This window comes from Streptomyces sp. NPDC002734, from assembly GCF_040295685.1.
In the GTDB taxonomy this organism is placed as follows: Bacteria; Actinomycetota; Actinomycetes; order Streptomycetales; family Streptomycetaceae; genus Streptomyces.
Genome location: NZ_JBEOVU010000017.1, coordinates 40,691 through 55,518 on the forward strand (window position 1 = coordinate 40,691; position 14,828 = coordinate 55,518).

The 14,828-nt window shown below is 70.2% G+C and carries 14 protein-coding genes and 2 pseudogenes; 9 read left to right on the forward strand and 7 right to left on the reverse strand.

Annotated elements, in window-relative coordinates:
- Positions 1-122 precede the first annotated feature (122 nt).
- On the reverse strand, positions 123-1,421 hold the full coding sequence (locus tag ABT026_RS17145; RefSeq protein ID WP_351115301.1) for a vanadium-dependent haloperoxidase: 1,299 nt from the start codon (positions 1,419-1,421) through the stop codon (positions 123-125).
- 172 nt (positions 1,422-1,593) lie between these two features.
- Complete coding sequence (locus tag ABT026_RS17150) at positions 1,594-2,712, reverse strand: GNAT family N-acetyltransferase (protein ID WP_351115302.1); 1,119 nt, start codon at positions 2,710-2,712, stop codon at positions 1,594-1,596.
- A 30-nt stretch (positions 2,713-2,742) separates the two neighbouring features.
- On the opposite strand from ABT026_RS17150, the gene ABT026_RS17155 reads away from it, so the two are divergent.
- The 5 genes and pseudogenes from ABT026_RS17155 to ABT026_RS17175 form a co-directional block, all read left to right on the forward strand.
- Positions 2,743-3,210, forward strand: coding sequence for a MarR family winged helix-turn-helix transcriptional regulator (locus ABT026_RS17155; RefSeq protein WP_351115304.1), 468 nt, complete (start codon positions 2,743-2,745; stop codon positions 3,208-3,210).
- 434 nt (positions 3,211-3,644) lie between these two features.
- Complete coding sequence (locus ABT026_RS17160) at positions 3,645-4,214, forward strand: DUF4232 domain-containing protein (RefSeq protein WP_351115305.1); 570 nt, start codon at positions 3,645-3,647, stop codon at positions 4,212-4,214.
- Positions 4,215-4,335: 121 nt separating this feature from the next.
- Positions 4,336-5,607 carry a sensor histidine kinase gene (locus ABT026_RS17165; RefSeq protein ID WP_351115306.1) on the forward strand — a complete coding sequence of 424 codons (1,272 nt, stop codon included), beginning with the start codon at positions 4,336-4,338 and terminating at the stop codon, positions 5,605-5,607.
- A gap of 27 nt (positions 5,608-5,634) precedes the next feature.
- The gene (locus ABT026_RS17170; protein ID WP_351115308.1) at positions 5,635-6,336 is read left to right on the forward strand and encodes a response regulator; all 702 of its coding nucleotides are present in this window, start codon (positions 5,635-5,637) and stop codon (positions 6,334-6,336) included.
- A gap of 329 nt (positions 6,337-6,665) precedes the next feature.
- Positions 6,666-6,827: pseudogene (locus tag ABT026_RS17175) on the forward strand (transposase); the annotation flags it as partial.
- A 16-nt stretch (positions 6,828-6,843) separates the two neighbouring features.
- On the opposite strand, the gene ABT026_RS17180 reads toward ABT026_RS17175, so the two are convergent.
- Complete coding sequence (locus ABT026_RS17180) at positions 6,844-7,377, reverse strand: CbrC family protein (RefSeq protein ID WP_351115309.1); 534 nt, start codon at positions 7,375-7,377, stop codon at positions 6,844-6,846.
- Positions 7,378-7,787: 410 nt separating this feature from the next.
- Here ABT026_RS17180 and ABT026_RS17185 point away from each other — a divergent pair, with 410 nt between their 5' ends.
- Positions 7,788-8,318 carry a hypothetical protein gene (locus ABT026_RS17185; protein WP_351115310.1) on the forward strand — a complete coding sequence of 177 codons (531 nt, stop codon included), beginning with the start codon at positions 7,788-7,790 and terminating at the stop codon, positions 8,316-8,318.
- A 165-nt stretch (positions 8,319-8,483) separates the two neighbouring features.
- On the opposite strand, the gene ABT026_RS17190 is transcribed toward ABT026_RS17185, so the two are convergent.
- Complete coding sequence (locus tag ABT026_RS17190; protein WP_351115437.1) at positions 8,484-9,248, reverse strand: GNAT family N-acetyltransferase; 765 nt, start codon at positions 9,246-9,248, stop codon at positions 8,484-8,486.
- Positions 9,249-9,539: 291 nt separating this feature from the next.
- On the opposite strand from ABT026_RS17190, the pseudogene ABT026_RS17195 reads away from it, so the two are divergent.
- Positions 9,540-9,888 (forward strand): annotated as a pseudogene (locus ABT026_RS17195) (transposase); the annotation flags it as partial.
- Between the two features lie 525 nt (positions 9,889-10,413).
- Here ABT026_RS17195 and ABT026_RS17200 read toward each other — a convergent pair.
- Positions 10,414-10,785 carry a toxin Doc gene (locus ABT026_RS17200; RefSeq protein WP_351115311.1) on the reverse strand — a complete coding sequence of 124 codons (372 nt, stop codon included), beginning with the start codon at positions 10,783-10,785 and terminating at the stop codon, positions 10,414-10,416.
- Complete coding sequence (locus tag ABT026_RS17205) at positions 10,785-11,036, reverse strand: ribbon-helix-helix protein, CopG family (protein ID WP_351115312.1); 252 nt, start codon at positions 11,034-11,036, stop codon at positions 10,785-10,787. Before ABT026_RS17205 ends, ABT026_RS17200 begins: the two co-directional genes overlap by 1 nt.
- A 188-nt stretch (positions 11,037-11,224) precedes the next feature.
- Between ABT026_RS17205 and ABT026_RS17210 the strand changes: the two genes are divergently transcribed.
- Positions 11,225-12,007, forward strand: a complete 783-nt coding sequence (locus ABT026_RS17210; RefSeq protein WP_351115313.1) for a DUF899 family protein — start codon at positions 11,225-11,227, stop codon at positions 12,005-12,007.
- Between the two features lie 83 nt (positions 12,008-12,090).
- On the opposite strand, the gene ABT026_RS17215 is transcribed toward ABT026_RS17210, so the two are convergent.
- Positions 12,091-13,107 carry a LacI family DNA-binding transcriptional regulator gene (locus ABT026_RS17215; protein WP_351115315.1) on the reverse strand — a complete coding sequence of 339 codons (1,017 nt, stop codon included), beginning with the start codon at positions 13,105-13,107 and terminating at the stop codon, positions 12,091-12,093.
- A 323-nt stretch (positions 13,108-13,430) separates the two neighbouring features.
- On the opposite strand from ABT026_RS17215, the gene ABT026_RS17220 reads away from it, so the two are divergent.
- Positions 13,431-14,741 (forward strand): ABC transporter substrate-binding protein, encoded by a 1,311-nt coding sequence (locus ABT026_RS17220; RefSeq protein ID WP_351115316.1) that lies wholly within the window; start codon positions 13,431-13,433, stop codon positions 14,739-14,741.
- Positions 14,742-14,828: the final 87 nt, after the last annotated feature.

Consider the following 14,828-nt stretch of genomic DNA (forward strand, 5'->3'; position numbering starts at 1 on the left):
GCCCTCGAGAAACTCTCAAGCCCTCGAGAAGCGTTCGAGCAGTCCCCGCGCAGTCCCCGCGCAGTCCCCGCGAAGTCCCTGAGGAGCCCTCGAGGAGCTCCCGAGACCGACCGGGCAGTCGCTCAGTGGCCGCGCAGCGGGCGGAAGTACCGGTCGAGTGCCCAGTCGGCGATCCGGTGACCGACGCGGTTGCCGACGACGTCGGCGGTGCGGGTGTGGATGCCCGCGAACACCCGGGCGTCGATCGCGTCACGGTCGTACGGTCCCGCGTGCTCGTAGTGCCGCGTCGTGCCGCCACGCGTGGAGTGGACGGTGAGGTCGATCCGGTCGGAGCCCAGCAGCTTGGTCATGGTGCCGGTCAGCGCACCCGCGGTGGTCGCGTGACCGCTCAGGTAGTCCGGGTGGGCCGGCGTCGTGAGCAGCGGCTCCCAGCCGGGATCCGGCGACGTGGCGGGACTGCCGTCCTCGTCCGCGCGGTGGATGGCGGTGATGGGGCGCCAGTTGCCGTACCGCAGCTTGGCGTCCCAGGCGGCGACGATCGCGTCGGCCTGGGTGGTGTGCACCGCGGCGTACAGCCTGGCGGTGGCGGAGATGTCCAGCCGGTGCCGGGCCGCATGATCCCCCAGGGCGCCGGGGAGGTCCAGTTCGGTGAAGAACCGCGCGGTGTCGGTCTGCGCCGGGGTGCGCCGCGTGCTGTCCTTCGCCCCGAACGCCCTGACCTCGGCGAGGTCCCGCACGTACCGGGCGGAGCCCGGCGCAGGCGGCGGGCCGGGGCGGAACATGTCGGGGGAGCGGAGGAGCAGTGGGCGCATCCGGCCGAGCCAGGCGTTCGAGAAGGGGGCGAACGCCGGCGGTGCGGGACGCCAGACACCCGGAGCCGGCGGCCGGTCGAAGGACACCGGAGCGCCCCGGCCGTCGTTCGCCCTCAGCTCGACGACGTGGTCCGCCGCGCGCCGGCCGAAGGCGACGCCCTCGCGCTCCGCCCGGCCGTCGGGGATCTTCGCCAGCGTGGCCGCCAGAGCGGTGTCCAGGCCGGCCGCCGAGGCGGGGAAGTAGCGGGTGAGCAGACGGTGGGCGGCCGCGGCGGCGGCCGCCGTGGAGGAGGCGTGGCGCGGTCCGCGTTCCCGCCAGCGGTACGACGCGTACCGGCCCTCGATCCCGGTCACGGCGTTGTACACGGCGGTCGCCGCGTACGCCTCCCAGAACGCCCGGTCCGGCGGGGTGCCGTCCACCTCGTCGGCGATCGTGTCGGCGGCGGTGCGCATCCAGTCGGAGACCACAGCCGGGTCCCGGCCGACGGGCGGCGCGACTTCCTCCGCGGCGGCGGTCGCCGCCGTCGGAAGGGCGGAGACGAGCGCCGCCAGGCCCACGGCCAGCCGAGCCAGCGGCGCGGACGCGACAGAACTGTTCTTCTTCGTCATCAAGAGGCTCCTCGCACAAGTCCCCCGCAGCACTCTGCCCCAGCGCACGAAACCCGGCACCGCCAGGCGACCGCCGCTGCGCCGACGGGAGTATCCGCCCCCGCCGACGGAGCACCCGACCAGCGCCCGCTCGAGTTCCCCGGGGACAGGCGCGCGTACTCCCCGATCATGCTCATGGCCGGACACCGGAGGCCGGGACCGACACCGGGGCCTCCTCCCGCGAGGACCGGCCGGGCACCTCCTTGACCAGACGGACGGTGTCCTCGTCCGGGCCCGGCACCACCCGGTACCCCTCGCTGCGGTAGAGGCGGATGTTGCCCTCGCTGCGGGCGCCCGTATGGAGCACCAAGGTGTCGCACCCCGGTCCGGCCTGCCCCTCCCCGACGCGCAGCAGCCACCGGCCGAGTCCCTGTCCGCGCAGGTCCGGTGCGACGGCGAGCCGCCCCACGTGCCACTCCTCGCCGGTCCGCCGGGCCCGGACCATGCCGAGCAGCCGACCGTCCTGCCACAGCCCGGTGGCGTGCCAGGTCCCCAGCCACTCGCCCACCTGCTCCGGCGACTCACGCAGAGCCGGAACGGCCAGGCTGTCGTTGGCGAGGGCCTCGTCCACCCAGCAGCAGCGCTGCAGCACCGTCACCTCGCCGGCGTCCTCGGGCGTCAGCCGCCGCAGGTAGGAACCCGGCAGCGGACCGGCCTGCACACCCGGGCGCGCCTTCTCGCGCAGCGGCCGCAGTGTGTGCGAGACGCGGACGAGCTCATCCAGGACGCCCACCGCCGCCCCCGCCAGCGACGGGGCCGGACGGACCCGCCCGTCCTCGACGGCGTCGTTGATGCGTATCGCGACCGTGGAACCGAGCGGCACCAGACGCAGGGTGGTCACCACCTGCTTGGCGTGCTGCACGGCCCGCGTGCCCGCGGAGGTGTGGCCGTAGCTGACGAAGCCCATCGGCTTCCACGCCCACTCCCGGGTCAGGTAGTCGAGCGCGTTCTTGAAGGCGGCGGGCATCCCGTAGTTGTACTCCGGAGTGACCACGAGGAAGCCGTCCGCGGAGTCAACGAGAGCGCTCCAGCGGCGGGTGTGCTCGTGGGCGTACACGCCCGAGGCGGGTTCCTGCTCCTCGTCCAGGAAGGGCAGGGCGAGGTCGGCCAGCGACACGGGGACCAGCTCGACGCCGAGTTCGGCGGCGCGTGCGCCGACCGCCTCGGTCAGCCACGAGCCGACCGCGGGTCCCAGGGCGCCGGGACGGGTGCTGCAGACGAGGACCAGGACGCGCATCGTTTTCGTTGTCATGGAAATGAAATCTAGGTGTAAATTGGTTCCATGTCAACGAACGAGTCGCCGGAAGCCGTCAACTGGCTGAATCACGACGAGGAACGGGCCTGGAGGTCCTACCGGCGCATGGTGCTCGCCGTGCAGGCGGCCACCGCGCGCGACCTGGCCGACGTGGGTCTGTCCGAGCCCGACTACGAGGTGCTCAGCACCCTGTCCGAGCTGCCCGGACGCACCAGCACCTTGCGGGACCAGGCCGCCAAGATGCGCTGGTCGCGCAGCCGGCTCTCCCGCCACGCCACCCGCATGGAGGCCCGCGGCCTGCTGCGGCGCGAACCCGACCCCGCGGACGGCCGGGGTTGCTTCCTGGTGCTGACCGACCACGGGATGGAGACCCTCGAAGTGGCTGCCCCCGCCCATCTCGCCTCGGTACGGCGCCACTTCGTCGACCGCCTCACCCCTGACGACCTCCGCGTGCTCGAACGCGTGGCGGCGAAACTGAGGGACGACGAGGACTGACCCGCCGCCCCGGTGCCTCGCCGCCCGGGGCCGTGCGGGTTCCCGGCGTGAGCGATGACGCCCGGACGCGGATCCGACGCGCGGAACAGGCGGACGACACGTGCGACCCGGAAACCGGAGGTTGACAACCGGATCAGTCCCTGGTTGACGGACCGGGCTTCCCACCTGCGGAAGTTGACGCGCGCGGTGTCCCCCAGGCGAATGCGTGCCCACCCGAGCCCTCCTAGCCTCGGGGAAAGACATGAAACGGGGGTACCGTGAACACTTTTATCCGCACGCGCCGCTCCGACGCCGCACGACCTCCTCGCCGGGGGAATCGCCTCCGCGGGGCCACGGCAGTCGCCGCTTTGCTCGCCTGCGCGGCCTGCGGGCCCACGGGAGAGGAAGCAGCGGGCGGCAGCACGCCGTCGGCTTCACCGGGCACGGGGGAGTCGGTGAAGCCGGCGGAGAGCCCGTCCGCCACGCCGCATGAGACGGGAGACGGCGAGACGGATGGCTCGGAGCAGGGGAGTGGCGACGGCACGGGGACCAGTGGTGGCACCGCCGGCAGCGGGAGCGGCAAGGGCGGCAAGGCGCCCTCCTGCGACATCGTGGACCTCACCTTCAAGGCGGTGGACGACAAGGGAGATCGGGGCGACCCGCCGCTCAGCGCGCTCCTCTCCGTGACCAACACGGGCGACAGGACCTGCCGGGTCCACGCCTACCCTTACGTCTGGCCCGGTCCGCCGTCCGAGCGCAGCGGAACGCGTCAGCACATCGCCGCTGACGACCAGACCAAGCCCAAGGCGGCTGTCACCCTCGGCCCGGGCACATCGGCATACACGGTTCTGTGGGGCGGCGACACCCCTATGGACGAGTACCTGACAGACACCGTCACCCTGCAGATGCAGGGCCCGTCGGGCGCAGGTCTCGGCCAACCCGCCGTGGTCGAACTCCTTGACGAGATGCCCTTCAACAACGGCGCCTCCGTCAACTACTGGACCACCGAGATGCTCCTCGGCTAGTACTTCGAGCGAACGAGCGAACGAACGACGCCGGGAACACCGCGACCGGCACCCGGGCCCAAGCCAGGCCCGGGGCCGGTCGCATCCCCGTACGCCACACCACACGCTGGGGGCCGGAACCTTGGACAGCCTCACCCGCGACGGCGGGACGACCGCGCCCCCGGCCCGCCGCCCACGACCGGTCCGCCGACCGCGTACCGGCGACATCGCCTTGGCCGTGGGTTTCGCGGTCGCCGGAACGCTGGCCGGCGCGTTCTACCACGCGGCCTCCTGGCGGCCGTTCGACCTGTGGGGCCACCTCCTGACCGTCGGAGTCTCCCTGCCGCTCGCGTGGCGGGAGAACCGGCCCTTCCCCGTCCTGGTGGTCACCTCCACGGGCTTCACCGCGTACCTCCTCTCGGGATACCAGCCCTCGCTCAACTACTGGGTCCCCGCCGTCGCCTTCGTCTTCGTCGCGGCCCGGGCACGGTGCCGCACGGCCCTGTGGGGCGGTGCGCTGCTCGCCGCGGTCCTCGCCCTCAGTGGGGTGTGCGGACGCCTGCCCTGGCCCGTGGTCGTCGTGCAGGCGCTGATCGTGCCCGCCGTGGCCGCGGCCATAGGGCTCGCACTGCGCCGACTGGCCGCCAAGAACGTCGAGTTGCGACGTCTGAACACCCTGCTCGACCAACAGCAACGGCAGGAGGCCCGGCGCGCGGTGCTCGACGAGCGGTTCCGCATCGCGCGCGAACTGCACGACACCATCTCGCAGCACATGACCATCGTCACCCTGCAGACCGGACTCGCCGAATACCTCCTGCCCTCCGACCCGGATGCCGCCCGGAAGTCGCTCGGCGACGCCGCCGCGGCCGGGCGGGACGCCCTCGACGAACTCCGGCGCCTGCTGGTGGTGCTCCGCACCCACGACCTCGGTGACGTCCAAGGCCCTGGCGGAGCCGAGGACCCGACCGCTCCGGTTGCCGAGGACCTGTTGGCCGGAATCGACCGCATCCCCCTGCTGGCCGAACAACTCGAACGGGTCGGTGTACGTGTCGACGTCCGTGTGATCGGAAAGCCCAGGCGCCTCCACCCGGGGATCGAACTGTGCGCCTTCCGCGTCGTGCAGGAGGCCCTCACCAACGTGGTGAAGCATTCCGGAGCGCGCGCGGCCGCAGTGAACGTCACGTATGGGGAGAGCCGGCTCACCGTGTCCGTCAGCGACGAGGGCGCCGACGAGGGTGCCGACGAAGGACGTCGACTTCCGGCCGCTTCACCTGCAGGGACCGGCCACGGGTTGATCGGGATGCGGGAAAGGGCAAGGATCTGGCACGGCTCGCTGACCGCCGGGCCGCACCCGGGGGGAGGCTTCCAGGTACGGCTCTGCATCCCGCTGGCGCCGGATTTGGCGGGCCGCTGACCCCGAGAGCACTTCCTGAGGAGCCCTGTGGCCCGCATCCTGGTCGTCGACGACCAGCACCTGATCCGCTCCGGCATCGTCACGCTGCTGCGCACGGTGGAGGGACTCGGCCCCGTCGTCGAGGCGTCGAACGGCGAGGAGGCCGTCGCCGCCGCCCGGGCCCACCGCCCGGAACTGATCCTGATGGACATCAAGATGCCCCGCCTCAGCGGCCTCGCCGCCGCCGAACGCATTCTCTCCCTCGGCCTGGAGCCCACCCCGCGCATCGTCGTCCTCACCACCTTCGACGAGGACGAATTCGTCTACGCCGCCCTGCGTGCGGGCTGCAGCGGCTTCCTGCTGAAGGACATGCCGCCGGCCCAGCTGCTCAGCGCCGTCACCGCCACCCTCAGCGCCGACCTCCTGGTCGCCCCCGCCCGCATCCGGCGCCTCGTCGAACGGCACGCCGCCAACGCCGTGAACCTGCCGCCGCCCAGGTCCGCCGGGGATCCGGCCGACCCGCTCACCGGCCGCGAGATCGAGGTCCTCGGGTTCGTGGCCCAGGGCCTCGCCAACGAGGAGATCGCCACGCGTCTACGCGTCAGCGAGTCCACGGTGAAGACTCACCTGCACCGGGTGATGACCAAGCTGAACCTCCGCAGCCGGGCCCAGGCCGTGGTCTACGCCTACGAGACCGGCATCGTGCGCGCGGGCGACCGGTCCGCACAGCCGAGTACCCCCGGCGAGTAGTAGTGCAGCGTTACGTTGAGTGATCTCGACCGGTGATGGGCAGCCTCTCAAGGGGAAGCTCGGGGAGTGGAACGGTTTCGGGGTGAGTTAGCGGAGTCCGTTGCCGACGCGTTCGGGACTCTCGCGCCCGACCGCGGCACCAGCCCAGCTTCTGCCGGTCAGTAGAGCTCGTAACACGATCATGGGCAGGGCTTCCCAACGCTGCGTTACGTCATGGTGGTCTGAACTGGCTGGACTACTCGGGGTGAGAAGTCTCTGCGGACGGCGGGGACTTGAGGCGAGTGCCCCCAGGTCAGGTGGTGGCCCACACGGCAGCCGGGCCCTGATTCCGGGGCGTCGAGACATCACAGCGACTCGGCCGACACCGCTGGACCATCGAACGAACCATGGCCTCGCTCGCCGGCTGCCGCCGACTCCACCGCCGCTACGAACGCAAGGCCGAGCACTTCCTCGCGGTTACCAGCCTCGCCTGCACCCTCATCTGCTCCTCACCCGAGCAGGCGACTTCTAGGACGCGTCGGCGTAGGCGAGATGGGCGCCGCAGACGGTACAGCGGAAGAGCATGGCGGTCGCCCCCTCGCCAAGATGCGTCAGGAAGTGCTCAAGCTGGTTTTCGTCGTGCCAGCCCTCAACGCGCATGTCGGCCCGCAGTTGGGCGAGCGCTTCGGGATGCGCCGCCAACTCGGTGTACCCGACTTCGCCGACGAATGCGGCCGCGTCCTGGCAGTGGACCAGCCAGTGCGGGTCCTGCCATGCGTGGAAGCCAGGGGTGCGGCGGGTGACCTCATGCAGGACGTCCTCGCTGACACCGTCAAGCCCATAGGAGTCGGTGAATTCACCCGCGAAGCGTTCGGCTGCGCTCCCGTCTGCGATGCACCACGGGCAGAAACGTCCGTTCACCTCGTGTGCGGTGTAGAAGGTGGCCGTGTAGATCCAGCCCACGCTGCGTTTGCAGCAGGCACAAGTATCGGAGGCCGCACGGATGGACCCGCTGGCGAGGGGATCGGGGTGATAGCGAAAGAAGGGCAGGCCGGCACTCATCGTCGGTTCCCGCCCTGCTGCCTGGTTGCCATGCCCACTGATCCCATGGAGAGCAGTCTGTCCGCGAGCAGGTCCCCGATCAAGCTCGGCCTCAGCTTCTTCGCGGCCCAGCCAATTGAGACAGCCTGTAGTACTCCAACTGTAGAGCGTGATCTCCGTTAACCTGCCGCAGCGAAAGTCGAGCATTCTCATCGAAGGTTGGGCGGAGCCTTCGAGTTTTGGGCGATCGACTGTTCGACGCCCACGAAGTGGGCTGCCTGGTGGCCGAGTTCGTCGCGACCCCAAGCCGCGAAACTCCACCCTCATCATCTCGGAGGCTGACCTTGCTCCACCGCGGGGCGGACGTGGGGCGGGACAAGGCCAACCTCCGAGTTGATCCGCGTCCCCGTGCCTCACGGCAGGGTAGATGCATGACGACGACACGGCACTCCCGCCCGGACTCCGAAGCGACGGGCCCCGCCCAGCACAGCGTGCCCGCCTGGGCAGAGCGCGTCGCGCACGCCATCCCTCTGGTTGTGCTGCCCGTCGGCATCTGGCGATTACCGATCGGCTTCGGGTACGGCATGGGCGGAGAGCCCATGTCCCCTGCCTGGTACAGCGCCCCTTACGTCATCGGGCTGACGATCCTCACCGAAATCCTCGCGCTGCTCAGCTTCGGATTGGTCCGCGGCTGGGGCGAGGTCGTTCCCCACTGGGTGCCGAGGCTGGGAGGGCGACGCATCCCGCCGGCCGCCGCGATCATCCCCGCAACTTTGGGCGGCCTCCTCCTCACCGCGCTCTGCATCCACTGGCTGTACGAAGCCGCTACCGCGGGCACGGCGGCCTGGCCGTACGACGAGGGCTGGGATGTCCTCGCGATGGCGATGAGCGGGCTGATGAACCTGTGGGGTCCACTGCTTCTGGTCCTCACGTATGCGTACTACCGACGCCGCCGGATCTGATCCCGGTCTTCGGTGAGAACGCTCAGCCTTCGCAGCAGCCAGAGAGCATCATGCCTGCACTGCAGCCTGCCGTATGGGGCCACTGTCCTCGTAGCGGCCATCAACGTGTGGCTGTGACAAGCCCATTCAAAAATGACGGGCGGACAGCCGTAGGGTCTTGGCGGTTCAGGGGTTGAGGGCATGTTCGACGAACTGTCCGCAGGAGCGGAAGCCCAGGCGGCGGTAGACGGGCTCGCCGTCGGCCGACGCCTGCAGGACCGCGAAGCGGTGGCCCTGCTCGCGGGCCGTGCGGAGGGCCGCGAGCGTGATGGCGCCGCCATAGCCGCGCCGGCGGTGGGCGGCCAGGGTGGAGATGTTGTAGATGCCGGCGACTCCCGCGTGGCGGAACACCTCGGCGGAGCAGACCGGGCGGTTCTCCACGTAGCCCACCAGGTACCGGGCCGGGCAAGCCGCGGCCAGTGCCTGCGAAGCGACCTGGGCGAAGAAGCGTCGGACGGTTTCGGCGGGCGGGTTCCAGTTCGCGGCGAGGACTGAGGCGTAGTGGGCGAGTTGTTCGGGAGTGGTCACGCTCCGGATGTCCAGTCCCGGGATGACGGGAGGCGACAGAGTATCGTCCAGTTCAGCCCACATCGCCGTCTCGCGTTCGGACACAGGCAGACCGGCCGCCGTCAGACGGGCGGAGAGGTCCGCCGGCGTCGAAGCGGGCCCCACCCACCAGGAGAAAGGACGGCCGGTACCGGCCAGCGTCTCCGTGGTTCTGGTGATGCGGGCCGTGACGTCGGCGGCGGTGAAGCGGGCCGCGGCAACGATGTTGAACGTGTCGTCGTCCAGGCCGCTGTCAGCGACCAGGAGGTCACCAGCCTCTGTGACGGTCGCGCTGGACAAACTCCGGTGCAGATGACAGGCGTGTTCCGCCAGGTTCTGTTCCATCCTGTCCGGCAAGTCGGCTTCGGCAGGGGCGAAATTGTTCATGGCGAATGATCCCAGCACGACCGGGCGAACATCGCATGCCATTTTGGGCAGCGTCTCGCCGACGACCAGCACTTTCGGTACACGCCCCTGACTTGATCTGCAACGTGTGGCGTTGAACGATGCGTCGTACTTGATCACTCGGTTCGGTAACCGGCGGACCCAGAAGCGGTTTTCGCCTGCACACGTGCTCCGACCAAGGAACACACACGTCCGGCATGAGGGCCGTGAGGATGAGTCTGCAGCATCACGATGCCCGGCGGGACCGATGCCCTGTTCGAGCCGGCGGATGCGGTTCTGTGCGGGACGGGCCGGTGAAGTTGCTGGCCGAGTTGTCATTGGTGGGTGAACACCGCCGTGGGCACGGCGGGCTCTACGCCGCCCCCGCCCGAGGTCAGGTCGACGCGGACCGGATGCGACGGGCCCTGGCTTCGGTGCCTCTGCCCCGAACGGCGGATGGCCCGCTGCTCCTGGCCGTCGACGTCACCTGCTGGATGCGGCTCCACGCCGACACCTTGCCGGAGCGGAGCGGATTCTGTGCCACACCTATGGCCGGGGCAAGGACCAGCACATCCCGGTTCCCGGCTGGCCCTACTCGATCACGGAGTTCGGGGCAGAGCTCCCCGAGGGTGAGGACCAGGCTCAGCCGGTGGCCTGTGAAGTACCCAAAGAACGGGCGAAGTCGGCGAGAGTCCGGAAGTCATCCTCGCGCAGGCCGATCCGCGGGTTGACGTGGTGCAGAAGGCCACTTGCACGGTGATGCGAGGCCGCCATCCGGCCCGAATCCTCCGTCCCCGATCTCGGTGTATATGCGCCGAAGCAACTCGGGCAGCTGATACCCGAGCCTCTGTTCCACGTGCTCGACTTCGGCCATCGTGACGGGTGGGAAGGGCTTGTCCGGGAGACCTCCGCGGGAAGGGATCGCGCCTTCCGCACTCCATGCAAGTGCGTGCAGCCTCTCCAGAAGCGCGTCGTCGTCCGCAGCAGTTCGGCGGGTGGGCTCGGTCACGAGCCGGAACTGTAGCGGGGGAGATGGAGAAGCCGTGCGTTGGGCGTGCTGGCGAGCGAGGGCGGTTGGCTGCCAGCCAGCTCCGACCCAAACGGACAACAGCGAACCAAACGCTCACTAAGCCCGCCAGGCCCGCAGCCTCTCCGCGGCGGCGTACACGTCGGCCTTGTACGTCCTCACCTGGGCCACCAGCTCCGGCAGCGCCCCCCGTGGCGCGTCCACCGCCTCGCCGGCCTGCGCCATGTACTCCACCGCGGTCAGTGCCGCGAAGAACGCGTTGCGCGCCGGCAGCGGCTCCTCGCGGGCGATGGTCACCAGCAGGGCCGCGGCACGCCAGGCGTTGTCCGGTTCGTAGCCGATCCGGGGGGTATTGACCCGATGGCGCTGCACGGCGGCGGCCAGCGCCGAGTAGTCGGCCACGTCCAGTTCGCGCGGCATGAGCAGCGCCTGGCGCTCCAGGAGCCACGCCAGGTCTATCAGCAGTTCCATCAGGCGGCGTCGGCCTCGGCGCCCCGCGGCACGGGGACCGGCTCCTCCTCGGGAAACGCCTCCGCGAACTCCTCGGCGTGCTGCCGCACCCACGCCGCAGCCCGGCCGAGCGAGGCCGGATCGGACAGCCGGGGATCGCGCAGGGCGGCCTCCGTCAGGATCGCGGTCACGGTGCTGCCCTCACGGGCGGCCCGCTCCTGCAGCCTGGCGTGGACCTCGTCGGGGACGCGGATGGTCACGGACTTCGCCATGCGGCCCAGCGTACAGCGCGTGCTGTACGTGGTCGATTCACCCGTTCCGGTCGCGGGGGAGGAGCTCCCGGAGTGGCGACGAGTTCCGCCCCGGACCGGAGTCTGTACTGATCCCCGGGTCGGCCGCCGCCCGCTGTGGACCGTCACCGGGGACCCGACGAGACGAACACACCACGGAGGACGCCGCCATGACGAGCACGCCCGAAGGCCCGCCCGCCCAGCTCCCCGGCCGCCCGCCCGTCGTCGACATGGCCACCTGGCAGGCGACCCGCGACGAGCTGCTGCGGCGCGAGAAGGCCCACACGCATGAGGGCGACGCCATCGCCGCAGCCCGCCGCCGGCTGCCGATGGTGGAGTTCGACGGGACGGTCGAGGTCGTCGGACCCGACGGCCCGGTCCCGTTCCTGGACCTGTTCCAGGGACGCCAGGAGCTCGTGCTGTACAAGCACATGTGGTACCACGGCGCACCGCCCCAGGGGCAGTGCGAGGGCTGCACCACGACGGCCTGGCATCTGAAGGACGCCGTCTACCTCAACGCCCGCGGCGTCTCGTTCGCCGTGGTGACCACGGGCCGGTGGGACGAGGTGGCCGCCTTCGTCGAGTTCATGGGCTACACCCAGCCCTGGTACTCGGTGCACGACGTGGACGAGCCGGTCGGCGGGAGCATGGGCTACCTCGCCTCCTACCTCAGGGACGGAGACCGCACCTTTCTCACGTACTCCACGACCGGCCGTGGCACCGAGCGCGCCAACAGTTCGATGGGGCTGCTGGACATGACTCCCTACGGCCGCGGCGAGGCGTGGGAGGACAAGCCCGAGGGTTGGCCCGAGGGCAACGAGCCGTGCTGGTACTGGCGGACGGACGAGCAGGGCAGTGCCACCTGGGGGCCGACCAGCCGCCCCGTGCCGCAGTGGACCCGCCCCGGCGCGACCCCGGTCCGGACGCTCGGCCGGCACGGCCCCCACCACTGACCTTCGCCACGAAGAACCCCGCCACGGAGCCCGCCAGGGAAAACCCCACCACGGAACCGCGAGCCGCGGCGGGCTCACCGCGTTCAGGAGGACTCGCGCACCACCAGCTCGGTCGGCAGCGTCACCTGCTGCCGCCGCGCGCCGGCGTCGGCGATCTCGGCCAGCAGGATCCGGGCCATCATCCGGCCCACCTCCTCCACCGGCTGACGGACCGTAGACAGCGGCGGATTGGTGTGCCGGGCGAGGACGGAGTCCTCGAACCCCACCACCGCGACGTCCGCCGGTACCCGGCGCCCCTGGTCCCGCAACTCGGCCAGCGCACCCACGGCCATCAGGTCGGACGCGGCGAAGACGGCGTCGAGATCCGGTGCGCGTTCAAGAAGCGAACGCATCGCCCGGCGGCCGCCCTCCTCCGAGAAGTCCCCGGGCTCCACCAGCGACTCGTCGGCCCGGCGCCCTGCCAGCTCGTGGGCGCGGCGCCAGCCGGCGAGCCGGGAGCGGCCCACGTCCATGTCCAGATCTCCGGTGATCGTCGCGACGCGGTCGCGGCCGCCGTGCAGCAGGTGCTCGACCGCCGCGGTCGCGCCCCCGATGTTGTCCGAGGTGACGTGGCTCAGCCGCTCGTCCTCCCCGCGACGGCCGGCCAGGACGGTGGGCAGGCCCATCTCCTCCAACATGGCCGCCACCCGCTCCTGGGCCCGCACCGAGACCAGCAGCACCCCGTCCACGCGTCGCGTGGCGATCGAGGCGGTCAACTGATCCCGCTCCAACTGGTCCCGGACCAGGACCAGTTGCAGCTGGGTCCGGGTCTCGGTCAGCACTCCGCTGACGCCGCGGATCAACGCCGCGAAGAACGGTTCCGACCCCAGCCGGCTCTCCGACTCGGGGATCACCAGGGCCACCGCCTCGGTCCGGCTGGTCACCAGACCCCGGGCGACGGAGTTCGGGACGTAGTTGAGCTCCTTGATCGCTCGCAGCACCCTCTCCCGCGCGTCGGCGCTGACCAGTTCCGAGCCGTTGAGGACGCGGGAGACCGTCGTCCGCCCCACTCCGGCTCGGGCGGCGACGGTCTTGATCGTGGGCGGACGGCCCTCTGACATGCGGTTCTCCCTCGGTGGCCGCGGCGACGGCCACGGACATGATCGCCGCAATTGTGGCAGACGCCGAGCCGTTCCCGGCCCCGGGTGGCGCACGTCCGTGTGAACGGCACGACGGGTTCCGGAAACAAGTTGGTTTCACGTTATTGACATGTGCCCCCGGTTGGTACGAGTGTTCCATCCGTCGGTGGGAACGTTCCCACCCCGCGTTGGGAACGTTCCCACCCGGTGAATCGACACGTTCCTCCTGGATCGTCCCACTTGCCGTGGTTCTTACAGGACTCGTAACTCCGGTGCGTCAGCGCCGTCGCTTGGAGGAAAGAAACATGACCACTGTTCACAGGTCCGCACGGACGAGGGCGGTCGCGCTCGTCGCCGCGGTCAGCGCCATCTCGCTCCTCGCCGGCTGCAGCGACAGCGACGAGTCCGTCACCGGCGGCGGCAAGAAGGACGGCAAGGTCATCATCACCATGGGCATGTACGGGGTGATGGGCTTCAAGGAGACCGGCCTCCTCGAGCAGTACGAGAAGGAGAACCCCAACGTCGACATCCGGGCCGAGGTGGCCGGCGACGAGCAGACCTACTACACCGCCCTGCAGACCAAGCTCGCCGCGGGCAAGGGTCTCAAGGACATCCAGGGCATCGAGATCGGCCGTGCCAAGGAGATAGTCGACACCCAGGCCACGAAGTTCGCCGACTTCAAGGGCATGGCGGACACCGACCACTTCCTTCCCTGGAAGCAGGCCCAGATCACCACCAAGGACGGCAAGGTCCTCGGCCTGGGCACCGACATCGGCCCGATGGCCGTCTGCTACCGCAAGGACCACTTCGAGGCCGCCGGTCTGCCCACCGACCGCGAAGAGGTCGCCAAGCTGTGGGAAGGCGACTGGACGAAGTTCGTCGAGGTCGGCAAGACCTTCAAGAAGAACTTCAAGGGCGACAAGGTCTCCTACATGGACGCCTCCAGCGGCCTGTTCAACGCCATGATCTACGGCCACTCGGAGCAGTTCTACAACGAGCAGGGCGACCTGATCTACAAGGACAACCCGGTCATCAAGGAGGCGTGGGACCTCGCGGCCGACGCCGCCGAGGCCGGTCTGTCCGCCAAGCTGCGCCAGTTCCAGCCGGGCTGGGACCCGGGTCTGTCCAACGGCACCTTCGCCACCACCGTGTGCCCGGCCTGGATGCTCGGCCACATCGGCGAGAAGGCCGGTGACAAGAACAAGGGCAAGTGGGACGTCGCCAAGGCCCCCAAGGGCGCCAACTGGGGCGGCTCCTTCCTCGGTGTCGTCGAGCAGAGCCCGGTGAAGGAGGAGGCCAAGAAGCTCGTCGCCTGGCTGACCGCGCCGGAGCAGCAGGCCCACATCTTCAAGAAGCAGGGCAGCGTGCCGTCCTCCCAGGCCGCGCTCGAGGACCCGGCCGTCAAGGACAGCACCTCCGAGTACTTCAGCAACGCCCCGATCGGCCAGATCTTCGGCCAGGCCGCCCAGGAGATCCCGGACAAGCAGGTCCTCGGCCGTAAGGACGGCACCATCAAGGACACCTTCTCCCAGGGTCTGACCCTGGTGGAGCAGGGGACCGCGCGTGCCAAGGCGTGGGAGACCACCTCGGAGCGCATCGAGAAGGCGGTCGGCTGACCGACGCTCCTCCCGGCCGCCCCGGGCCCGCCGGCCACGAGCCGGCGGGCCCGGAGCCCGGCTCGTACATCTGCTCTCAGGAAGGAA

What these genes read in the sequence shown, in the direction of transcription:
- ABT026_RS17145 (WP_351115301.1), bottom strand. Translation starts at nt 1,421, where the DNA reads ATGACGAAGAAGAACAGTTCTGTCGCGTCCGCGCCGCTGGCTCGGCTG.
- ABT026_RS17150 (WP_351115302.1), bottom strand. Translation starts at nt 2,712, where the DNA reads ATGACAACGAAAACGATGCGCGTCCTGGTCCTCGTCTGCAGCACCCGT.
- ABT026_RS17155 (WP_351115304.1), top strand. Translation starts at nt 2,743, where the DNA reads ATGTCAACGAACGAGTCGCCGGAAGCCGTCAACTGGCTGAATCACGAC.
- ABT026_RS17180 (WP_351115309.1), bottom strand. Translation starts at nt 7,377, where the DNA reads ATGAGTGCCGGCCTGCCCTTCTTTCGCTATCACCCCGATCCCCTCGCC.
- ABT026_RS17185 (WP_351115310.1), top strand. Translation starts at nt 7,788, where the DNA reads ATGACGACGACACGGCACTCCCGCCCGGACTCCGAAGCGACGGGCCCC.
- ABT026_RS17190 (WP_351115437.1), bottom strand. Translation starts at nt 9,248, where the DNA reads ATGGAACAGAACCTGGCGGAACACGCCTGTCATCTGCACCGGAGTTTG.
- ABT026_RS17200 (WP_351115311.1), bottom strand. Translation starts at nt 10,785, where the DNA reads ATGGAACTGCTGATAGACCTGGCGTGGCTCCTGGAGCGCCAGGCGCTG.
- ABT026_RS17205 (WP_351115312.1), bottom strand. Translation starts at nt 11,036, where the DNA reads ATGGCGAAGTCCGTGACCATCCGCGTCCCCGACGAGGTCCACGCCAGG.
- ABT026_RS17210 (WP_351115313.1), top strand. Translation starts at nt 11,225, where the DNA reads ATGACGAGCACGCCCGAAGGCCCGCCCGCCCAGCTCCCCGGCCGCCCG.
- ABT026_RS17215 (WP_351115315.1), bottom strand. Translation starts at nt 13,107, where the DNA reads ATGTCAGAGGGCCGTCCGCCCACGATCAAGACCGTCGCCGCCCGAGCC.
- ABT026_RS17220 (WP_351115316.1), top strand. Translation starts at nt 13,431, where the DNA reads ATGACCACTGTTCACAGGTCCGCACGGACGAGGGCGGTCGCGCTCGTC.